The sequence below is a fragment of the Streptomyces sp. NPDC047981 genome, from assembly GCF_040653315.1.
Taxonomy (GTDB): Bacteria; Actinomycetota; Actinomycetes; order Streptomycetales; family Streptomycetaceae; genus Streptomyces.
Genome location: NZ_JBEZNQ010000052.1, coordinates 1 through 18122, shown reverse-complemented (window position 1 = coordinate 18122; position 18122 = coordinate 1). Strand labels below are relative to the sequence as shown.

General features: G+C 73.3%; 16 protein-coding genes. 9 read left to right on the top strand and 7 right to left on the bottom strand.

What is annotated here, in order from left to right; translation table 11 throughout:
* Positions 1 to 9: 9 nt before the first annotated feature.
* The gene (locus AB0E14_RS26890; protein ID WP_362423264.1) at positions 10 to 3333 is read right to left on the bottom strand and encodes a BTAD domain-containing putative transcriptional regulator; all 3324 of its coding nucleotides are present in this window, start codon (positions 3331 to 3333) and stop codon (positions 10 to 12) included.
* 99 nt (positions 3334 to 3432) lie between these two features.
* On the opposite strand from AB0E14_RS26890, the gene AB0E14_RS26885 reads away from it, so the two are divergent.
* The gene (locus tag AB0E14_RS26885; protein WP_362423262.1) at positions 3433 to 4227 is read left to right on the top strand and encodes a site-2 protease family protein; all 795 of its coding nucleotides are present in this window, start codon (positions 3433 to 3435) and stop codon (positions 4225 to 4227) included.
* 22 nt (positions 4228 to 4249) lie between these two features.
* On the opposite strand, the gene AB0E14_RS26880 is transcribed toward AB0E14_RS26885, so the two are convergent.
* Positions 4250 to 4435 (bottom strand): hypothetical protein, encoded by a 186-nt coding sequence (locus AB0E14_RS26880; RefSeq protein ID WP_362423259.1) that lies wholly within the window; start codon positions 4433 to 4435, stop codon positions 4250 to 4252.
* 92 nt (positions 4436 to 4527) lie between these two features.
* Positions 4528 to 5226 (bottom strand): NADPH-dependent F420 reductase, encoded by a 699-nt coding sequence (gene npdG, locus AB0E14_RS26875; RefSeq protein ID WP_362423256.1) that lies wholly within the window; start codon positions 5224 to 5226, stop codon positions 4528 to 4530.
* A 101-nt stretch (positions 5227 to 5327) separates the two neighbouring features.
* Here npdG and AB0E14_RS26870 point away from each other — a divergent pair, with 101 nt between their 5' ends.
* Both AB0E14_RS26870 and AB0E14_RS26865 read left to right on the top strand, forming a co-directional pair.
* The gene (locus AB0E14_RS26870) at positions 5328 to 5930 is read left to right on the top strand and encodes a hypothetical protein (RefSeq protein WP_362423253.1); all 603 of its coding nucleotides are present in this window, start codon (positions 5328 to 5330) and stop codon (positions 5928 to 5930) included.
* A gap of 64 nt (positions 5931 to 5994) precedes the next feature.
* Positions 5995 to 7338 carry an MFS transporter gene (locus AB0E14_RS26865; RefSeq protein ID WP_362423250.1) on the top strand — a complete coding sequence of 448 codons (1344 nt, stop codon included), beginning with the start codon at positions 5995 to 5997 and terminating at the stop codon, positions 7336 to 7338.
* Between the two features lie 137 nt (positions 7339 to 7475).
* On the opposite strand, the gene AB0E14_RS26860 is transcribed toward AB0E14_RS26865, so the two are convergent.
* Complete coding sequence (locus tag AB0E14_RS26860; protein WP_362423247.1) at positions 7476 to 7721, bottom strand: hypothetical protein; 246 nt, start codon at positions 7719 to 7721, stop codon at positions 7476 to 7478.
* Positions 7722 to 7779: 58 nt separating this feature from the next.
* Between AB0E14_RS26860 and map the strand changes: the two genes are divergently transcribed.
* Both map and AB0E14_RS26850 read left to right on the top strand, forming a co-directional pair.
* On the top strand, positions 7780 to 8637 hold the full coding sequence (map, locus tag AB0E14_RS26855; RefSeq protein ID WP_362423244.1) for a type I methionyl aminopeptidase: 858 nt from the start codon (positions 7780 to 7782) through the stop codon (positions 8635 to 8637).
* A gap of 114 nt (positions 8638 to 8751) precedes the next feature.
* Complete coding sequence (locus AB0E14_RS26850) at positions 8752 to 9402, top strand: biliverdin-producing heme oxygenase (RefSeq protein ID WP_362423241.1); 651 nt, start codon at positions 8752 to 8754, stop codon at positions 9400 to 9402.
* Positions 9403 to 9462: 60 nt separating this feature from the next.
* On the opposite strand, the gene AB0E14_RS26845 is transcribed toward AB0E14_RS26850, so the two are convergent.
* The 3 genes from AB0E14_RS26845 to AB0E14_RS26835 all read right to left on the bottom strand — a co-directional run bounded on the left by AB0E14_RS26845 (position 9463) and on the right by AB0E14_RS26835 (position 13350).
* Positions 9463 to 10149, bottom strand: coding sequence for a PhzF family phenazine biosynthesis protein (locus AB0E14_RS26845; RefSeq protein WP_362423238.1), 687 nt, complete (start codon positions 10147 to 10149; stop codon positions 9463 to 9465).
* A 133-nt stretch (positions 10150 to 10282) separates the two neighbouring features.
* Positions 10283 to 11821 carry an HtaA domain-containing protein gene (locus AB0E14_RS26840; RefSeq protein WP_362423235.1) on the bottom strand — a complete coding sequence of 513 codons (1539 nt, stop codon included), beginning with the start codon at positions 11819 to 11821 and terminating at the stop codon, positions 10283 to 10285.
* Between the two features lie 125 nt (positions 11822 to 11946).
* Positions 11947 to 13350 (bottom strand): HtaA domain-containing protein, encoded by a 1404-nt coding sequence (locus tag AB0E14_RS26835; RefSeq protein WP_362423232.1) that lies wholly within the window; start codon positions 13348 to 13350, stop codon positions 11947 to 11949.
* A 130-nt stretch (positions 13351 to 13480) separates the two neighbouring features.
* Between AB0E14_RS26835 and AB0E14_RS26830 the strand changes: the two genes are divergently transcribed.
* The 4 genes from AB0E14_RS26830 to efeO all read left to right on the top strand — a co-directional run bounded on the left by AB0E14_RS26830 (position 13481) and on the right by efeO (position 17990).
* A complete protein-coding gene (locus AB0E14_RS26830) occupies positions 13481 to 14485 on the top strand; it encodes an ABC transporter substrate-binding protein (RefSeq protein ID WP_362423366.1) in 1005 nt (334 codons plus the stop codon).
* The gene (locus AB0E14_RS26825; RefSeq protein WP_362423229.1) at positions 14482 to 15648 is read left to right on the top strand and encodes an iron ABC transporter permease; all 1167 of its coding nucleotides are present in this window, start codon (positions 14482 to 14484) and stop codon (positions 15646 to 15648) included. The genes AB0E14_RS26830 and AB0E14_RS26825 overlap by 4 nt, the downstream gene beginning before the upstream one ends.
* A 124-nt stretch (positions 15649 to 15772) precedes the next feature.
* On the top strand, positions 15773 to 16645 hold the full coding sequence (locus AB0E14_RS26820; RefSeq protein WP_362423226.1) for a heme ABC transporter ATP-binding protein: 873 nt from the start codon (positions 15773 to 15775) through the stop codon (positions 16643 to 16645).
* A gap of 187 nt (positions 16646 to 16832) precedes the next feature.
* A complete protein-coding gene (gene efeO, locus AB0E14_RS26815; RefSeq protein WP_362423223.1) occupies positions 16833 to 17990 on the top strand; it encodes an iron uptake system protein EfeO in 1158 nt (385 codons plus the stop codon).
* Positions 17991 to 18122 lie beyond the last annotated feature (132 nt).

Genomic DNA, 18122 nt, shown 5'->3' with positions numbered 1-18122 from the left:
CGGGGCTCCTCACTCGGCGCGCCCCTGGATCGCGTCGGCGCGTTCGAGCAGGGCGGCGGCCTCCTCCACGGAGAGGCCGCCGCCCTCGGCGTACGCGGCCTCGAACGCCCCGTCGCCGAGGGCCGAGCGGGCCAGTTCCGTGGCCCGCTCCAGGTTGTCGCGCTCGGGCGGCGAGAGCAGGTGGCCCTCCGGGAGGAGTGCCACGTGCGCACCGAGGAGCCGGGCGCCGAGCATCGCGTGGGGGCCGCCGAGCCCGGCGAGCGCCCAGGCGGCCGTGATCAGGTGGATGGCGGGCATCTGGGGGGCGATCGTCATCGACAGGGTGCCCCGGGACCGGTCGAGGGCCTCCCTGGAGTGGCCGAGAGCGGAGGCGTACCGCCCGTCGAGGTTGTCCAGCCAGGCGAGGCCGCCGAGGGTGAACCCGCCGAAGACCGACAGCGTGGCGGAGCTGAAGGCGTCCATGAGCGTGTTGAGGTGCACACGGGCCTCGGCCGTGCGGCCGGTGCGGCCGAGCAGCATCGCGAGGAACAGCCGGGCGGCCAGCGTCGGTTCGTGTCCGCGGTTCTCCTCGGCCGCCACGACCTGGCGCAGGATCGCCTCCGCCTCCTCGGCGCGCCCGGTCAGGGAGAGCATGTCGGCGTACCGGGCGCGCAGCAGCGTCATCTGGGACTGGGCGCCGATCCGCTCGGCGTAGCCGATGGCCGCGACGTAGTCCTCGGCCGCGCCCTCGAACCGGAGCTGCCGCTCTCGGGCGTCACCGCGCGCGGAGAGCGCCTCGGCCGCGCCCCAGGAGTCGCCGAGCCGGACGAAGAGCTCCAGGCTCTCGTCGGCGTCGTCCGCCGCCGCCCGTGCCGAGTCCACCCGGTGGGCGAGCATGTTGGCGCGGAGCTGGAGGGCGCCGGCGAGTTCCCACGTGTAGCCGAACCGGCGGCAGGCGTCGACGGTGGCGTCGAGCAGCTCCCGCATCCTGCGCGGCTCGCCGATGATGATGACGGCGAAGACGGCGAAGGTGCCGGGCAGTCGGCAGGTCTGCGGGAGTCCGGGCCGGTAGACGGCGGTGATCCGCTTGAGCCGTTCGATCCCGTCGTGGGACGTCCAGTCGCCCGTCATGTGGTCCATGTTGAGCAGCCCGATCAGCCGCACCCCGCGCCTGGCCTCCCACAGCTGTGCCTCGCTCAGCGGTGGGGGCGCGGCCGTGCAGGGCTCGTGGAGCGGCTCCACGGGAGCGGCGGGCGGCGCGAACGGATCGGGGCCGAGGGCGGCGACGGCCTCGGCCCAGTGCAGGGCGTCGGCGCGGAGGTCGCGCATCTGCCAGTACCAGACGAGGCAGTGGACGAGCACCAGCGCCTCGTGCTCGTCCCGGGCGGCGACGGCGCGACGCAGGGCGGTGCGCAGGTTCTCGTACTCGGTCCTGAACCAGGTCATCGCCCGCACCTGGTCGGGGCCGCGCAGGGCGGGGTCGGCGTGGCGGGCGAGCTCGCGGTAGTGGACCAGATGCCGGCGCTCGGCCTCCGCCCGGTCCCCCGCCTCGTCCAGCCGCTCCCCCGCGTACTCGGCCACCGTCTCCAGCAGCCGATACCGCATCCCACCACCCGGCCCGTCCTCGCACGGCGCGGCGACCACGAGCGACTTGTCGACCAGCGAACCGAGCAGACCGAGAGCGTCCCCCGCCGGACAGACCGCCTCCACCGCCTCCAGGTCGCAGCCACCCGAGAACACCGAAAGACGCCGCAGAACCCCACGCTCGGCCTCGGTCAGCAGATCCCACGACCAGTCGACCACCGCACGCAACGTCTGCTGCCGCGGCAGCACCGTCCGCGCCCCCGAGGTCAACAACCGGAACCGGTCGTCCAACCGGTCCGCCACCTGCCGCGCCGACAGCACCCGCAACCGCGCCGCCGCCAACTCGATCGCCAACGGCAACCCGTCCAGACGCCGACAGATCTCCCCGCACGCCTCCGGATCGTCCCCCGGATCGAACCCCGGCCGGGCCGCCGCACCCCGGTCCGCCAACAACCGCACCGCCTTGTCCTGCGGCAACGGCTCCAACGGCCGCACGAACTCCCCCGGCACACCCAACGGCTCCCGGCTCGTCGCAAGTACCGTCACCCCCGGACACCGCGCCAGCACCACGTCCACCAACTCCGCCGCCGCACCCACCACATGCTCACAGTTGTCCAGAATCAGCAGCAGCCGACGCGACGCGCAGTGCTCCACCAACCGGGTCAGCGCGTCGTCGGAGGTCCTGAGCCCTTCGGCGCCCGCACCGCGCAGCACGGTCTCCCGCGCCCCGACGGCCCCGAGCACGGCCTCGGCGACGGCCTCGGGGTCGGTGACGGGCGCGAGTTCGGCCAGCCACACCCCGTCGGGCCAGTCCGCCCCGGCGTCGGCGGCCCGCTCGCCCGCCTCCTGGGAGAGCCGCGTCTTCCCGGCTCCGCCGGGGCCGAGGAGCGTGACGAGCCGACTGCCGCGCAGGTCCCGCTGCAGCCGCGCGATGTCCTGGTCGCGCCCGACGAAACTGGTCAGCCTGGCGCGCAGGTTGCCGGGGCGGGCGGTACGGGCGGGGAGCCGCGCGGGCGGGCGGGCCGCCGCCCGGGTGGCCGGTGCTTCCGGCTCCTGTGCGAGCAACTCGCCGTGGAGAGCGCGTAGTTCCGGGGACGGGTCGGCGCCGAGGCTGTCGGCGAGGGCGCGGCGGAAGGACTCGTACGCGGCGAGCGCCTCGGCCGCGCGGCCGGTGGCGCGCAGGGCCCGGATCCGCAGGGCCTGGAGCGGTTCGTCCAGCGGGTGGGCCTCGCAGAGCGCGGCCAGCTCGGGCAGCGCGGACGCGGCCTCCCCGAGCGCGAGCGCCGCGGTGTGGCGGGCGCGTCGGGCGTCGAGGCGGCGGGCCTCCCAGCGGGCGGCCTCCGCCGTGCGGTCGGGCAGGTCCGCGAGCGCGGGTCCGCGCCACAGGCCGAGGGCCTCGTCGAGCAGGCACGCGGCCCGTGCCGGGTCGCCCGCTTCCAGGGCCCGTGTGCCCTCCCCCACGAGCCGTTCGAAGCGTCGCGCGTCCACGTCGTCGTCGGCGGCCGCGAGCCGGTACCCGCCGGGACCGGACACCACGGCCTCCCGGCCGAGCGCCCGGCGCAGCCGGCCGACCAGGGCCTGGAGCGCGGCGATCTCGTCGGCCGGCGGGTCGTCGGGCCAGACCTCCGCGACCAGGGAGCCGACCGGAACCGTACGGTCCGCGCGCAGGGCCAGCGCGGTCAGCAGGGACCGCAGCCGCGCGCCGCCGAGGGCGACGGGGCTGCCGTCGGCCGAGTGGACCTGGGTGGGGCCGAGGACGGAATAGCGCACAGGCTCTATTCTCCGTGAGCCGGGGATCTCCGCAGGAACTCGCCCCCGCCCCGGCACGTTTCCCGCACACACGCCGCCGCGCCTTGAGGAGTCCCACCGATGACCACGGCCACCAGCCGTAGACACGAGCGCCGGATCAGCCCGGTCTTCCTGGCGATCCTCGCCGTCATGGCGGTCACCGGCTGGGCGGTGTGGACGGGCTTCGCGTCCAACCCCGGCGTGGCGATCTTCCTCTTCGTGACCGCGGCCTGGATCGTCTCGCTCTGTCTCCACGAGTACGCGCACGCCCGCACGGCGCTGCACAGCGGGGACATCACGATCGGGGCGAAGGGCTATCTCACGCTCAACCCGCTCGCCTACACCCACGCCGTCCTGAGCGTCATCCTGCCGGTGCTCTTCGTGATCCTGGGCGGCATCGGTCTGCCCGGCGGCGCTGTCTTCATCGAGCAGGGCCGGATCCGGGGCCGCTGGAAGCACAGCCTGATCTCGGCGGCAGGACCGCTGACGAACGTGCTGTTCGCGATCGTCTGCACGGCGCCGTTCTGGCTGGACGCGCTGGACGGCGTGCCGCGCCCCTTCCAGTACGCGCTGGCGTTCCTGGCGTTCCTCCAGGTGACGGCGGCGCTCCTGAACTTCCTGCCGGTACCGGGCCTGGACGGCTACGGAGTGATCGAGCCCTGGCTGTCGTACAAGATCAAGCGGCAGATCGAGCCGTACGCGCCGTACGGCTTCTTCGTGGTGATCGCGCTGCTCTTCGTCCCCGCGATCAACGGCGCGTTCTTCGACACGATCGACGCGCTGATGCGCGCCCTCGGCGTGCCGGAGATCTCCCGCTACTGCGGCTCGAACCTCTACCGCTTCTGGCAGGAGACGCCGGAGCTCTGCCAGGTCTAGGGCCTGTCCCCAGGGCCTGACCCTAGACCGCTTCGGAGGCGGCGGCCTCGGCCTTCGCGCGGCGGAAGTAGTACCAGGTCATGTTGGAGGAGAGGCCGGCGAGGAGGACCCAGACGATCCCCAGCCAGCTGCCCGCGGCGAAGGAGATGACGGCCGCGACGACCGCGAGGACGCAGACGGCGAGGGCGTACAGAGCGAGGCGGGGCATGAGGGTCGGCTCCTGTCCGGGTACGGCGATGGTGCCCGACCAGTGTCCCCCATGCCCCGCCTCGCTCCGTCGCGGGTCCGTGCCGGCGGGGCTCAGACGTCGGTGACCCGGAGCCCCGCGTGGGCCTTGTAGCGGCGGTTGACCGAGATCAGGTTGGCCACGAGCGCCTCGACCTGGTGGGCGTTACGGAGGCGGCCCGCGAAGACCCCGCGCATGCCGGGGATGCGGCCGGCCAGGGCCTGCACGATCTCGACATCGGCGCGCTCCTCGCCGAGGACCATCACGTCCGTGTCGATCTCGTCGATGGCGGGGTCCTGGAGCAGCACGGCCGACAGGTGGTGGAAGGCCGCGGCGACCCGGGAGTCGGGGAGCAGCGCGGCGGCCTGCTCGGCGGCGGAGCCCTCCTCGGGCTTGAGGGCGTAGGCGCCCTTCTTGTCGAAGCCGAGCGGGTTGACGCAGTCGACGACGAGCTTGCCCGCGAGTTCGGCGCGCAGCGACTCCAGGGTCTTGGCGTGGCCGTCCCAGGGCACGGCGACGATCACGATGTCGCTGCGGCGGGCGCACTCGGCGTTGTCGGCGCCCTCGACACCGAGGCCCAGCTCGTCGGCGGCGGTCTGCGCGCGCTCGGCGGCCCGGGAGCCGATGATCACCTTCTGGCCGGCCTTGGCGAGGCGGTAGGCGAGGCCGCGGCCCTGGTCGCCGGTGCCGCCGAGGACGCCGACGACGAGACCGGAGACGTCCGGGAGGTCCCAGGGGTCCTTGGGGGCGGGCTTGCTGTCAGTCGTAGTCATGGCCTCGACATTACTGGCCGGTCGCCCCTTCCGATCCCGTACGGGTGGAACCTCCGCGACCGGCGCGCGGACTCCGCCCGGCTGGGGCAGGATGCGGCGCCATGGATGCCGTACGGGTCGCGCTGCTGCGCGAGGTGCTCGCGGGGACGGAGTGGCCGAGGGAGGCCCGCCGGTTCGCGGGGGCGCTCCGCTCCTCCGTCGTCCCTCGCGGGGGCGGGCTGCTGCTCGTGGGGACGGACGGATACGAGCCCTGGCACCTGGCGGCGCACCTGGTCGACGAGGCAGCCTGGTCGGGGCAGCCGGAGCTGGCGCCGACGCTGGTACGGCACCGGGTGCGGCCGGGCGACCCGGCGCACCTGGCCGTCGGCCTCGGGCGCCTGGAGGCGGCACGCACCGGGGCGACGCTGCTGCTCGTGGCCCCGGAGCGGCCCGGAGCGGGGCTCCTGGAGCGGGTCCACGACGCGCGCCGGGCGGGGGCGACGGTGCTGTCCCTCGACGGCGGCGACCCGGAGGTGCACGGCCTGGCGCACGAGACGCTGACGGTCGGGGCGGACGCGGAGGTGGATCTGGACACGGTCCAGCACCTGGTGAGCGCGGCGGCCGGGGAGAACAGCCTGCCGCCGCCGCGCGGCCGGCGCCGTTTCCGTGACCGTCTCTCGCTGCTGGCGGACCATCTGACGTCACCGCCGCCGACGGGCTGGTGACCCGAGTCACCTCCCTCGAAATTGGGTTGCCCCGTGCCGAGCGACCGCCGGAGCATGGCCTCTCGTGACCTCCAAGCTCTCCGCCGTGCTGCCCGATCTCGCGCCCTGGCGTTCCTCCCGCGACTTCCGTCTGCTGTGGATCCAGGGCCTGGTGACGGTCTTCGCGAGCTTCATGGCGCTGATCGCGCTGCCGCTGCAGATCATGGAGCTGACGGGTTCGCCGCTCGCCGTCGGGCTGATGGGCGCCGTCGAGCTGGTCCCGCTGGTCGTGTTCGGGCTGTACGGAGGCGCGCTCGCCGACGCCGTGGACCGGCGGAAGGTGATCGTCGCGACGGAGGCGGGGCTCGGGCTGCTCGCCCTGGCCCTCCTGCTCAACTCTCTGCTCTCGGAGCCGCTGCTCTGGCCGCTCTACGTCGTCGCGGCCCTGGTCTCCGCGCTGTCCGGGCTCCAGCGGCCCGCGCTCGACTCGCTCCTGGCGCGGATCGTCCCGCACGACCAGATGACGGCCGCCGCCGCGCTCAACGGGCTGCGCTGGCAGATGGGCGCCATCGCGGGGCCGGCGCTCGCGGGCCTGGTCGTGGCGTACGCGGGGCAGGCGACGGCGTACGGCGTGACCCTCGCCGGTTTCGCGCTCTCCGTCCTGCTGTGCCGGCGCCTCTCCCCCGCGCCGCCCGCGCACGACGCCGAGAAGCCCTCCCTGCGCGGTATCGCGGAGGGGGCCCGGTTCGCCTGGTCGCGGCCGGTGCTTCTCGGTACGTACGCGATCGACCTGGCCGCGATGTTCTTCGCCTTCCCGAACGCGATCTTCCCCTTCCTCGCGGCGGAGCTGGACGCGCAGTGGTCGCTGGGCCTGATGTACGCGGCGGGCTCGGTCGGCTCGCTCGTGCTCGGCATGACGAGCGGCTGGACCGCGAGGATCCGCCGGCACGGTCTTCTGGTGGTGTTCGGGGCGGCGGGCTGGGGGCTCGCGATCGCGGCGGCCGGCTGGTTCGGGAACGTCTGGCTGGTGCTGCTCTGTCTGGCCTTCGCGGGCGCGGGCGACATGCTCAGCGGCCTGGGTCGCTCGACGATCTGGAACCAGACGATCCCGGAGGAGCTGCGGGGCCGGCTCGCCGGGATCGAGGTCCTGTCGTACAGCGTCGGCCCGCAGCTCGGCCAGGTGCGGGCGGGCGCGATGGCGGGCTGGACGGGCACGCGGGCGGCGGTCTGGAGCGGTGGTGTCGCGTGCGTCGCCGCGGTGGGGCTGCTCTGTCTGACGCTGCCGAAGCTGCTCACGTACGACGCCGACACGGACGAGGACGCGCTGCGCCACAAGGCGGCGCAGGAGGAGCGCGAGGCGCGGGCGGCGCGGGAGGCGGACGGTGCCGGTGCCCGGGAGGGGGCCGGGGCCACGGGGGCCCCGGCCTGACCCGCTCGCCGGGTCTGACGTCGGGCCGGTCGCGCGGGCTGGGAGACCGGCCGCCTGAACGGTCACCGGGCCTGACGCCTGGCCGCCTGAACGGTCACCCGGGCCGGGCGGACCCGGCCCGGTGACCGGTCACCGGGTCACTGGTCGGAGGTGCCGTCGGGCTTCGGGCCGTCCTTGGGGGCGTCGTGCCACTTGGGGTCGGTCTCCCACTCCAGGTTGCGCTCCCGCGCGGTCTCCATGGCGTGGGCCGCCTCCTCGCGGCTCGCGTAGGGGCCGAATCGGTTCTTCGCCGGGCAGTCGGGCCCTTCCTCGACCTTCTTGTGCTCCAGGCAGTAGTACCACTCGCCCGGCTTGCCCACCGTGCGCTTCTTGAACAGGGCCATCGTCGGCTCCTTCCTCTGGGGCCATGCTGCCCCACCTGCGGTCGTTAGACTCGCTGACATGTCTGGCCAGTCGCTGCTCGTACCGGGGGAGCTCTCTCCCCACCGCTCCGTTCCCGGAGCCATCCGCCGTCCCGAGTACGTCGGGAAGCCCGCGCCCACCCCCTACACCGGGCCCGAGGTGCAGGACTCCGACACCGTCGAGCGGATGCGGATCGCCGGCCGCATCGCCGCGCAGGCGATGGAGGAGGCCGCCAAGCACATCGCTCCGGGCGTCACCACGGACGAGCTGGACCGGGTCGCGCACGAGTTCATGTGCGACCACGGGGCGTACCCCTCGACCCTCGGCTACCGCGGCTTCCCGAAGTCGCTCTGCTCCTCGGTCAACGAGGTCATCTGCCACGGCATCCCCGACTCCACCGTCCTCAGGGACGGCGACATCGTGAACCTGGACGTCACGGCGTACATCAACGGGGTCCACGGCGACAACAACGCCACGTACCTCTGCGGCGACGTGGACGAGGAGTCCCGACTGCTCGTCGAGCGCACCCGCGAGTCCCTCAACCGCGCGATCAAGGCGGTCAAGCCGGGGCGGCAGATCAACATCATCGGCCGGGTCATCGAGTCGTACGCCAAGCGCTTCGGCTACGGCGTCGTGCGCGACTTCACCGGACACGGCATCAACTCGTCGTTCCATTCCGGGTTGATCATCCCCCACTACGACTCCCCGCACGCCACCACGGTCATCCAGCCCGGCATGACGTTCACGATCGAGCCGATGCTGACGCTGGGCACGCACGAGTACGACATGTGGGAGGACGGCTGGACGGTCGTGACCAAGGACCGCAAGCGGACGGCACAGTTCGAGCACACGCTCGTGGTGACGGAGACCGGGGCCGAGATTCTCACGTTGCCCTGACCCCTCCGCGGGGTACCTTTTTACCGACAGGACGTCGGGAACCAGTTGACTTAGGTAAGCCTAAGTAGCAGTATCTCAACAGGTTCCCGTCCCCATCGGCCACGGAGGCACGCCTTGGACACGCCCTTCTCGACGCTCATCCGCACGGCCTCGCACGAGCAGCACACCGAGGCCGAGACGTCGACGTTCATGAGCGACCTCCTGGGCGGCCGGCTCGCCGTCGACGCGTACACGCGGTACACGGAGCAGCTCTGGTTCGTGTACCGCGCCCTGGAGGACGGTGCGGAGGCGCTGCGGAACGACCCGGTGGCCGGGCCCTTCATACAGCCGGAGCTGTTCCGCACGGCCGCCCTGGAGCAGGACCTCGCCCACCTGCGGGGCCCGGACTGGCGCGCCGGTCTCTCCCCGCTGCCGTCGACCGCCGCGTACGCGCTGCGGGTGGCAGAGTGCGCGGAGGAGTGGCCGGCCGGCTATGTGGCGCACCACTACACGCGCTACCTCGGCGACCTCTCGGGCGGCCAGATCATCCGCGACAAGGCGGAGCGCACGTGGGGCTTCGCGCGCAAGGGCGACGGCGTCCGCTTCTACGTCTTCGAGGAGATCGCGAACCCGGCGGCCTTCAAGCGGGGTTACCGGGAGCTGCTCGACGGGGTGAACGCGGACGACCTGGAGAAGCAGCGGATCATCGACGAGTGCAAGCGCGCGTTCGACTTCAACGGCGCGGTGTTCCGGGAGCTGGGCAGCGAGTTCCCGCTCAGCGCGTAGGAGCGCTCAGCTCGCAGTAGCGCTCAGCACGTAGTGGCGCTCAGCTCGTAGTTGTCGCGCTCAGCGCGCGAGGGTGGCGGTCCGCTCCAGGCGGACCCTGCCACCCAGCTCTATCACTCCACCGGGGCCGGGGGCGGTCAGGATCTGCGACCCCCGGCCCTGAGTGATGTTCAGGGCCCGGCCGAGTTCCGCGGTGAGCAGCAGGGCCGCCGCGCCGGTCGCCTCGTCCTCGTCGATGCCGTCCCCGCGCCCGGGGAAGCCGCGCGCCCGCACCCGCCCGGCGGCCTCGTCCTCCCAGGCCCAGGCGTAGATCCACTCCCCCGGTTCGGGCACGTCCAGCGCGTCGACCTCGGCGGCCGAGCCGTACCGCCGCAGGGTGCGCGGCGGGGCCCACTCGGCGCGGGCCTCTATCCAGGTGAACTCCCCGTCCCCGCGCACCCACACCTCTCCGGCGGGCGGCCGGACGACCTCCAGATCGAGCAGCCAGGCCGCGCCGACCAGCGGGTACCCGGCGAACGGCAACCGCACACCGGGCGTGTAGATGTCGACGACCCCCCGCTCGGGATCGTCCACGAAGACGGTCTCGCTGAACCCGAGTTCCTTGGCGAGCGCCTGCCGTGACGCCTCGTCGGGGTGCATACGTCCGTCCCGTACGACACCCAGGGCGTTGCCGTACCGTCCGTCGCCCGCGCAGAAGACGCGGAGGACGTCGATGTCGGCGGCGCTACTCGTCGCGGTCGTGTTCATGGCCGAATTCAAGCATCCGGCAGTCCCACTCCGCCGGTCCACCGGGAATCGGCCGGACATGCGGCAGGGCCGCACCGCCGTTCTTCGGGGGTGCGGCCCTGTCTGTGGGGGGTGGCGGTTTCGGGGGTTCGGGTCAGGACTCCGTCGTGGTGCGGCGGCGGGCCGCGACGACGACGGCCGCGCCCGCGAGGGCGGTGCCGCCGGCCAGGCCGAGGAGGGTGCCCGTCGGGGTGTCCGAGCCGGTCGCGGCGAGGGAGCCGGAGCCGCCGCCGACCGTGCCGCCGCCGGTGGTCGAACCGCCCGCGGTCGAGCCGCCGGTGGTCGAGGTGCCGCCGGTGGTGCCGCCGGTCGTGGACGGCAGCGCGGCGTCCTTGTCCACGGTGAGGGCGACCGTGACCGGGTCGATCGCCGTGCCGGCCTTGTAGAAGGCCTCGCCGTTCGGGCCCGCGAACTGGGCGGCGCCGTCCTTGGTCAGCTTGGCCGGGACATTCTTGAGGGTGACGACGCCGTTCTTCGCGGAGTAGTCCGCCTTCGCCAGGTCGAGGTCGGCGAAGGTCACGTCGTTCCTGGTGCCCTTGGCGGTCGTGACGTCCACGACGACGGTGCCGGTGGAGCCGTTCGCCCGGACCTTGACGTCACTGACCGCGAGGTCGATGGTGTGCGCCGCGCACTCGAAGCGGACGGTGCCCCGGAAGACCGCGTCGGCCTTGCGGGCCTTCGCGTCCCACGTGGCCGAGCCGAGGCCGAAGTCGTACACCGAACCGTTCTTCGTCGCGCCACCGGTCGTGGTGGCCTTGCCGCCGCACGTGCCCACGACGTAGGAGCGCCAGGACTCCTTCACGCCCCAGGTGAGCTTGCCGTTCAGGACGGACGGGGTGCCGGTGACGGGCGGCGCGGTGGTGGGCGGCGCGGTGGTGGGGGCGGTCGTCGGCGGGGCCGTGGTCTTCGTCGGGGTGGGAGTCGGGGTCGGCGTGGGGGTGGGGGTCGGGGTGGGGGTCGGGGTCGGCTTCGGGGGCGCCCCCGCCTTCACCGACAGAGTGGCCGGGTCGAGCGCGTCGCCTTCCTTGTAGAAGCCCGCGAAGGCCTCCGCGCCGCCCTTGGTCAGCTTCGCCGGTATGTCCTTGAAGACCATCGCGCCGCCCGCGCCCTGGCCGGGCCGCACCGCGCTCATGTCGAGCGCGGCGATCGCGATGTCGTTCCGGGTGACGAACTTCCCGTCGTTGCCCTTGGTGACCACGTCGGCCGTGATCTCGCCGGTCGGCGCGGCCGTGCCCTTGGTCGACAGCTTCACGTCGGAGAGCGTGATGTCGAGGACGCCGTGGTGGGCCTCGAAGTGGACGCTGCCCTTGAAGGAGTTGGCCGTGGCGTGCGTCCCGGTGTCGTACGTACCGGTGCCGTCGACGAAGGTGAACACCCCGTTCCCCGCCGCCTGCTTCGCGCCTTCCGCGACCGTGGTCTTCCCCGCCGCCATCGGCGAGGCGAGGTACTTGCGGAAGGACTCCTTGAAGCCCCAGTCCAGCGTGCCCTCCTTCAACTCCGTCAAGGGTGCGCCCGCCGCCTTGTCCGGTCCGTCCGCGGCGAGGGCGGGCAGGGCGAAGACGCTCGCCCCGAGGGCGGCGGCGGTGGCGACGGCCGCCGCGAGGGCGACGGGACGGCGGGTGGTTGTGGCCATGGTGGGTGGTCTCCTACGAGAGGCGGATCGGGGGGTGGGGTGGAGAAACGGGATCAATGTGGGTGAAACGGCGCCTTGAGGGCGCGTTCGGGTAGGGAAGTGCCGTGGGTTCGTGAGCCCTTGGCTCAGGCCGAGGGGTCGGTCGTGGCCGTACGGCGGCGCCTGACGGCCACGAACACCGCGATCGACGCCGCCAGGAGCACGCCCGCGCCGAGCGCGAGGTACGTGGCCGTCGCCGGGGAGCCCTCCGCGGCCGCGGCCTTCCCGGGGGCGGAGGCGGCCGGGGCGGAGGCCGGGGCCGAGGGCTCGGGGTCGCTGCCCAGGTCGGGCAGGGCCGGAAGCTGGGCCTTCGCGTCGACCGCGACCGCCAGCGAGACCGGATCCATCTCCGTGCCCGCCTTGTACATCCCGCCGAACGCCTTCGCACCGCCCTCCGTGAGGGTCGCGGGCGCCTCGGTCAGGACGGCGAGGCCGTTCTTCGGGGCGAAGTCCCGGGCCGTGAAGGTGACCAGGGGGACGGCCTTCTCCGTCCTGCCGGCGCTGGTGACATCGGCGCTGAGCGTGCCCTTGCCGCCGGTCACCGTGACCGAGACCTCGCCCAGGGCGAGGTCGAGGTGGGTGCCGGTGAAGCGGACGGAGCCCGCGAAGTCGGCGTCGAGGGTCTGCTCCTTGGGGTCGTACGTGCCCTTCCCGCCGGGGAAGCGGAACAGCGCGCCGCCGTCCTGGGCGCCGGCGGACAGGCTCCACCCGCCCTGGGCGATCGAGCCGGTGACGTACTCGCGGAAGGTGCGCCGCACGCCCCAGTCGACGGCCCCGTCACGGAAGCCGCCGGGGGTCGCGGAGGTCGTCGCGGACGGCGGGACGGACGGGGTCGCGGACGGCGTGGCCGAGGGCTTGGCGGCCGCCGCCTGCACGTCGACGGTGAGGCTGATCGGGTCGAGCGGGGTACCGGCCGTGTAGTAGCCGGCGAAGGCGCGCGCGCCCTGCGCGGTCAGCGCGGCGGGCACATCGGTCAGTGAGATCGGGCTGCCGCCGCCGCGCATGTCGATGCCGGACAGGTCGAGCGAGGCGAGCGGCACCTGGGAGGAGGTGGTGACCCGCCCCGAGCCCTTGGCCTTGCTCGCCATGTCGGCGTGGAGGGTGCCGCGCCCGCCCTCGATCCGCACCGTGGGCCGGCTGACCGTGAGGTCCAACTCATGGGTGCCGTCGCTCTTGCGGTGACCGAGGAAGCGGACCCCGCCCGAGAAACCGGCGGTGAGCGCCCCGCTCTGCGGGTCGTACGAGCCCTGTGCGGAGTGGAAGCGGAACTGGCTGCCGCCGACGGTGGCGGCGCCGCCCGTGAGGTTCCAACTGCCCTGCGCGATGGGCCCCGTGACATAGCTCTGGAACGAGGACTTGATGCCCCAGTCGAGCCTGCCGCCCTGCACGGTCCGGCCCGCGGCCTGGGCGGCGGTGGCCGGGAGCAGGGACCCGAGGATCGCCGCGAAGAGCAGGACGGTGAACGCCCGGGCGGGTCTGGACAGCAGCATGGAACCCCTCCGAGGGCTAGCAAGTGAGGTAAGGCTAACCTAAGGTACCGGCAGGCAGAGCGACAGACCGCTGCCCAGACGAACAGGACGGTGCCTCCCCGTGCAGAGAACTCGCCTCGCGGGTGTGCTGATGTCAGCGCTCGCGCTCGCCCTCCTGGCGACCGGCTGCGGAGACGGAAGCGCCCCGCGGCGGGCCGCGCCCCCGGCGGACTCCTCCTCGCCCGCGAAGGCCGCCGCCGACCGGGTCGAACCCCTGCCCGGCGCCCCGAAGTCCACGCTCCCCGTGACCGTGGAGTCGGCGGACGGCCGGAAGGTCACCGTCACCTCCACGGAGCGGATCGTCCCGCTCACCGGCTCCCTCAACGAGATCGTCTTCACCCTCGGCCTCGGCGACCGGGTCGTCGCCCGGGACATCACGGCCACCTTCGAACAGGCCGCGGAACTCCCGGTGGTGACCCGCGCCCACGACGTCTCCGCCGAGAGCGTGCTCTCCCTGCGGCCGACACTCGTCCTCGCCGACACCTCCACAGGACCGGCCGAGGCGATCGCCCAGATCCGCGACGCGGGCATCCCGCTCGTCGTGGTGAAGCCCGCGAAGGAACTGGCGGACGTGTCCGCCCGGATCGACACGGTCGCCGCCGCGCTCGGCGCGCCGGAAGCGGGCACCGCGCTGAAGCGGCGCACGCAGGACCGGATCGACGCCGTCCGCAAGGACATTCCCGGCCGGAACGCCCAGGACGGCACGGCGGGCAAGCCCCGGGTGGCCTTCCTCTACGTGCGCGGCTCGGCGGCCGTCTACCTGCTCGGCGGCGCCGAGTCCGGTGCCGCGTCGCTCCTGGAGGCGGCGGGAGCGGTCGACGCGGGCAAGGAGTCGGGCCTGACGAAGGACTTCACGCCCATCACCAGCGAGGCGCTGGCCGCCGCCGCGCCGGACGCGATCCTCGTCATGACCAAGGGGCTGCAGTCGGTCGGCGGCATCGACGGCCTTGTGAAGGTCCCGGGCGTCGCGGAGACCCCGGCCGGGATGGACCGCCGGGTCGTCTCGATCGACGACGGCGTCCTGCTCAACTACGGCCCGCGCACCGACGAGGTGCTGCGGTCGCTGGTCGACCAGCTGTACGGGGAGACGAAGTGACCGCCGTCGACGACGCGCCCGCCGGGGAGCGCGGGGCGGCGAAGGAGGCCCCTGACGCACCGGACGCGTCGAGCCCCGCCGCCCCGCAGGCCCCGGACGCGCCGGACGCCCCGGACGCGCCGAGCCGGCGCGGGGCGCGTGGTGGTGCCGCCACGCTCACGCTCGTCCTGCTCGCCGCGCTGATCGTCCTCGCGCTGCTCTCGGCCGGGATCGGGGCGTACGAGATCCCGCTCGGGGACGTCCTCGCCTCCGTGCAGCACCGCCTCGGCCTCGGTGGCCACGCGCTCGAGCGTTCCGCGGAGAGCGTGCTGTGGAACATCCGGTTCCCCCGGGTGGTGCTCGCGATCCTCGTCGGCGCCTCTCTCGGCTGCGCGGGCGCCCTGATGCAGGGCGTGTTCGGCAATCCGCTCGCCGAGCCGGGAGTGATCGGCATCTCGGCCGGCGCGGCCGTCGGCGCGGTCGGGGCGATCGCGCTCGGCCTCAGCTTCTTCGGCAACTGGACGGTGACGGTCTGCGCGTTCGCGGCCGGGCTCGCCACGGTCCTCCTCGTGTACGCGATGTCCCGCGCGGGCGGCCGCACGGAGGTGGTGACGCTGATCCTCACCGGCATCGCGGTGAACGCCTTCGCGGGCGCCCTGATCGGCCTGTTCATCTTCTTCGCCGACAACGCGCAGATCACCCAGATCACCTTCTGGCAGCTCGGCTCGCTCGCCCAGGCGACCTGGCCGAAGGTGCTCGCCGTCCTGCCGTGCGCGCTGATCGGGCTCGCCGTCGCCCCGTTCCACGCCCGCAAACTGGACCTCCTCGCGCTCGGCGAGCGGCCCGCGCGGCATCTGGGCGTGGACGTCGAGCGGCTGCGGATCGCCCTCATCCTGGTCGTGGCACTGCTCACGGCCGCCGCGGTCGCGGTGGCGGGGATCATCACCTTCGTGGGCCTGCTCGTTCCCCATCTGCTGCGGATGGCGAACGGCCCCGGCCACCGCTTCCTGGTCCCGGGCAGCGCGCTCGGCGGCGCGGTGGTCCTCGCGGCCGGCGACCTGGCGGCCCGTACGGTCGCGGCCCCCGCCGAACTCCCCCTGGGCGTCCTCACCGCCCTCTTCGGCAGCCCGTTCTTCTTCTGGCTGCTGCGCAGGACCCGTCGTCGGCAGGGGGGCTGGGCATGACCCCCCGATTCTTCTCCGGCAGCGGGCACCCCGAGCGCTCCCCCCTGCCAGGGGTCCGGGGGTTGCCCCCGGGCAGGCACAGTCGGCTGCTGCGCAGGACCCGTCGTAGGCAAGGTGGTTGGGCATGATCAGCGGTCTTCTGCGGTGCGCGGGCCGGTCCCGCGAGCTGCCCGTCCGGCCGGCGCCCGGCGAGGTCGTCGCCGAGGCCCGGGGGCTCCGGGTCGGCCTCGGCGGGCGGGAGATCCTCGGTGGGGTGGACACGCTCGTACGGGCCGGTGAGGTGCTGGCCCTGGTGGGGCCCAACGGGGCCGGGAAGTCGACGCTGCTCGGCGCCCTCGCCGCCGACCTCGGTCCGGCCGGCGGAGAGGTACGGATCTGCGGCCGGCCCGCGAACCGCTGGTCCGCCCCCGAACTGGCCCTGCGCCGGGCCGTGCTGCCGCAGGCGGCGGCGCTCGCCTTCCCGTTCCCGGTCGCCGAGGTGGTCCGGATGGGCCGGGCGCCGTGGGCCGGGACCGGGTACGAGGAGGAGGACGAGGCCGCCGTCGCCGAGGCGATGGCGGCCACGGAGGTCGCCGAGTTCGCGGACCGCCCGTTCTCCGCGCTCTCCGGCGGCGAGCGGGCCCGGGTCGCCCTGGCCCGCGTGCTCGCCCAGCGCACCTCGCTGCTGCTGCTCGACGAGCCGACGGCCGCGCTCGACCTGCGCCACCAGGAACTGGTGCTGCGGGTCTGCCGTGAACGCGCTGCCGCCGGGGTCGCGGTGGTGGTCGTCCTGCACGACCTCGGCCTCGCCGCCGCCCACGCGGACCGGGTCGGGGTGCTGCACGCCGGGCGGATCGCCGCGGACGGCCCACCGGCCGAGGTCTTCGACGAGGAACTCCTGAGCCGGGTCTACCGGCAGCCCGTGGAGGTGCTCGCGCACCCGCGTACCGGAGTCCCGCTGGTCGTCCCCCGTCGCGCCGCCCCCACCACGGCGTGCGTCGACGACACCGCGCCCTAATCCGGCAAATCCGGCACCTTGACCAGCACTTGACCCGGTCATGGCACCGCGATGGGCGGGCCGTGACCCCTTCGCGACCGGGCCGGAAACGTGAGAGCGGAATCACTGGACGGCCCGTTTTGCGTGAGGTAAGCCTCGGTTAAGTTAGGCCCGCCTCACCCGCCCCCGTCCTCTCTGGAGCACCCCTATGCGAGCCGTCCGCCTCTCCGTCGTCACCGCAGCCGTCACGGCCGCGGCCCTGACCGCCGTCACCGGCTGCACCGCGAAGAGCGACGCCAAGGGCGACGACGGCGCCGTCAAGGTCGTCGCCAAGGACGACTCCTGCGAGGTGTCGAAGAAGGAGTTCCCGGCCGGGCACGTGGAGCTCGCCGTCGAGAACCGGGGCACGAAGGTCACCGAGGTCTACATCCTGTACCCGGACGACCGGATCGTGACGGAGCGCGAGAACATCGGCCCCGGCACCAAGGCCACCATCACCGCCGAGGTGAAGGCCGGTGAGTACGAGATCGCCTGCAAGCCCGGTATGAAGGGCGACGGCATCCGCCAGAAGGTGACCGTCTCCGGTGGTGGCGCCGCGGTCGCGAAGCGCTCGCCCGAGATGGACGCGGCCGTGGCCGCCTACCGCCAGTACGTGCAGGCGCAGGCCGACGAGACGCTGCCGAAGGTGAAGGTCTTCACCGACGCCGTGCGCGCCGGTGACGTCGAGGCCGCGAAGAAGGCGTACGCCGACTCCCGGATCGGCTGGGAGCGCACCGAGCCGGTCGCCGAGTCCTTCGGCGACATCGACCCGAAGGTCGACGTCCGCGAGGACGGTCTGGAGGCCGGCCAGGACCCGGCGAAGGACTGGACCGGCTGGCACCGCCTGGAGAAGGCGCTCTGGCAGGACAAGAAGATCGGCGAGCGGGAGAAGGAGCTCGCCGGCATCCTCGACAGGGACCTCGCGGACTGGGTGAAGCGGGTCGGCAAGGCCGACATCACCCCGACCTCGATGGCCAACGGCGCCAAGGAGCTGCTCGACGAGGTCGCCACCGGCAAGGTCACCGGCGAGGAGGAGCGCTACTCCCACACCGACCTGGTCGACTTCAAGGCGAACGTCGAAGGCGCGCAGAAGTCCTTCGAGCTGCTCAAGCCGGTCGCGTCGAAGAACGACCCGAAGCTCGTCGCCGAACTCGACAAGCAGTTCGCGGCGCTGAACACGCTCCTGGACAAGTACCGCACGGACAAGAGCTCCTACGTCTTCACCTCGTACGACAAGGTCGGCCAGGCCGAGCGCAAGGAACTGTCGGACGGCGTCAACGCGCTGGCCGAGCCGCTCTCCAAGCTCGCCGCCGCGGTCGTGAAGTAGGGGGCGCGGACATGTCCGAGGACAACCGGAGCACTGGGCCGGAGAGCACCCCCGCCTCGCGGCGTACGGTCCTCGGCTGGGGAGGCGCCGGGCTCGCGCTCGGCGCCGCCGCGGCCGGCGGCCGTTCGGAAG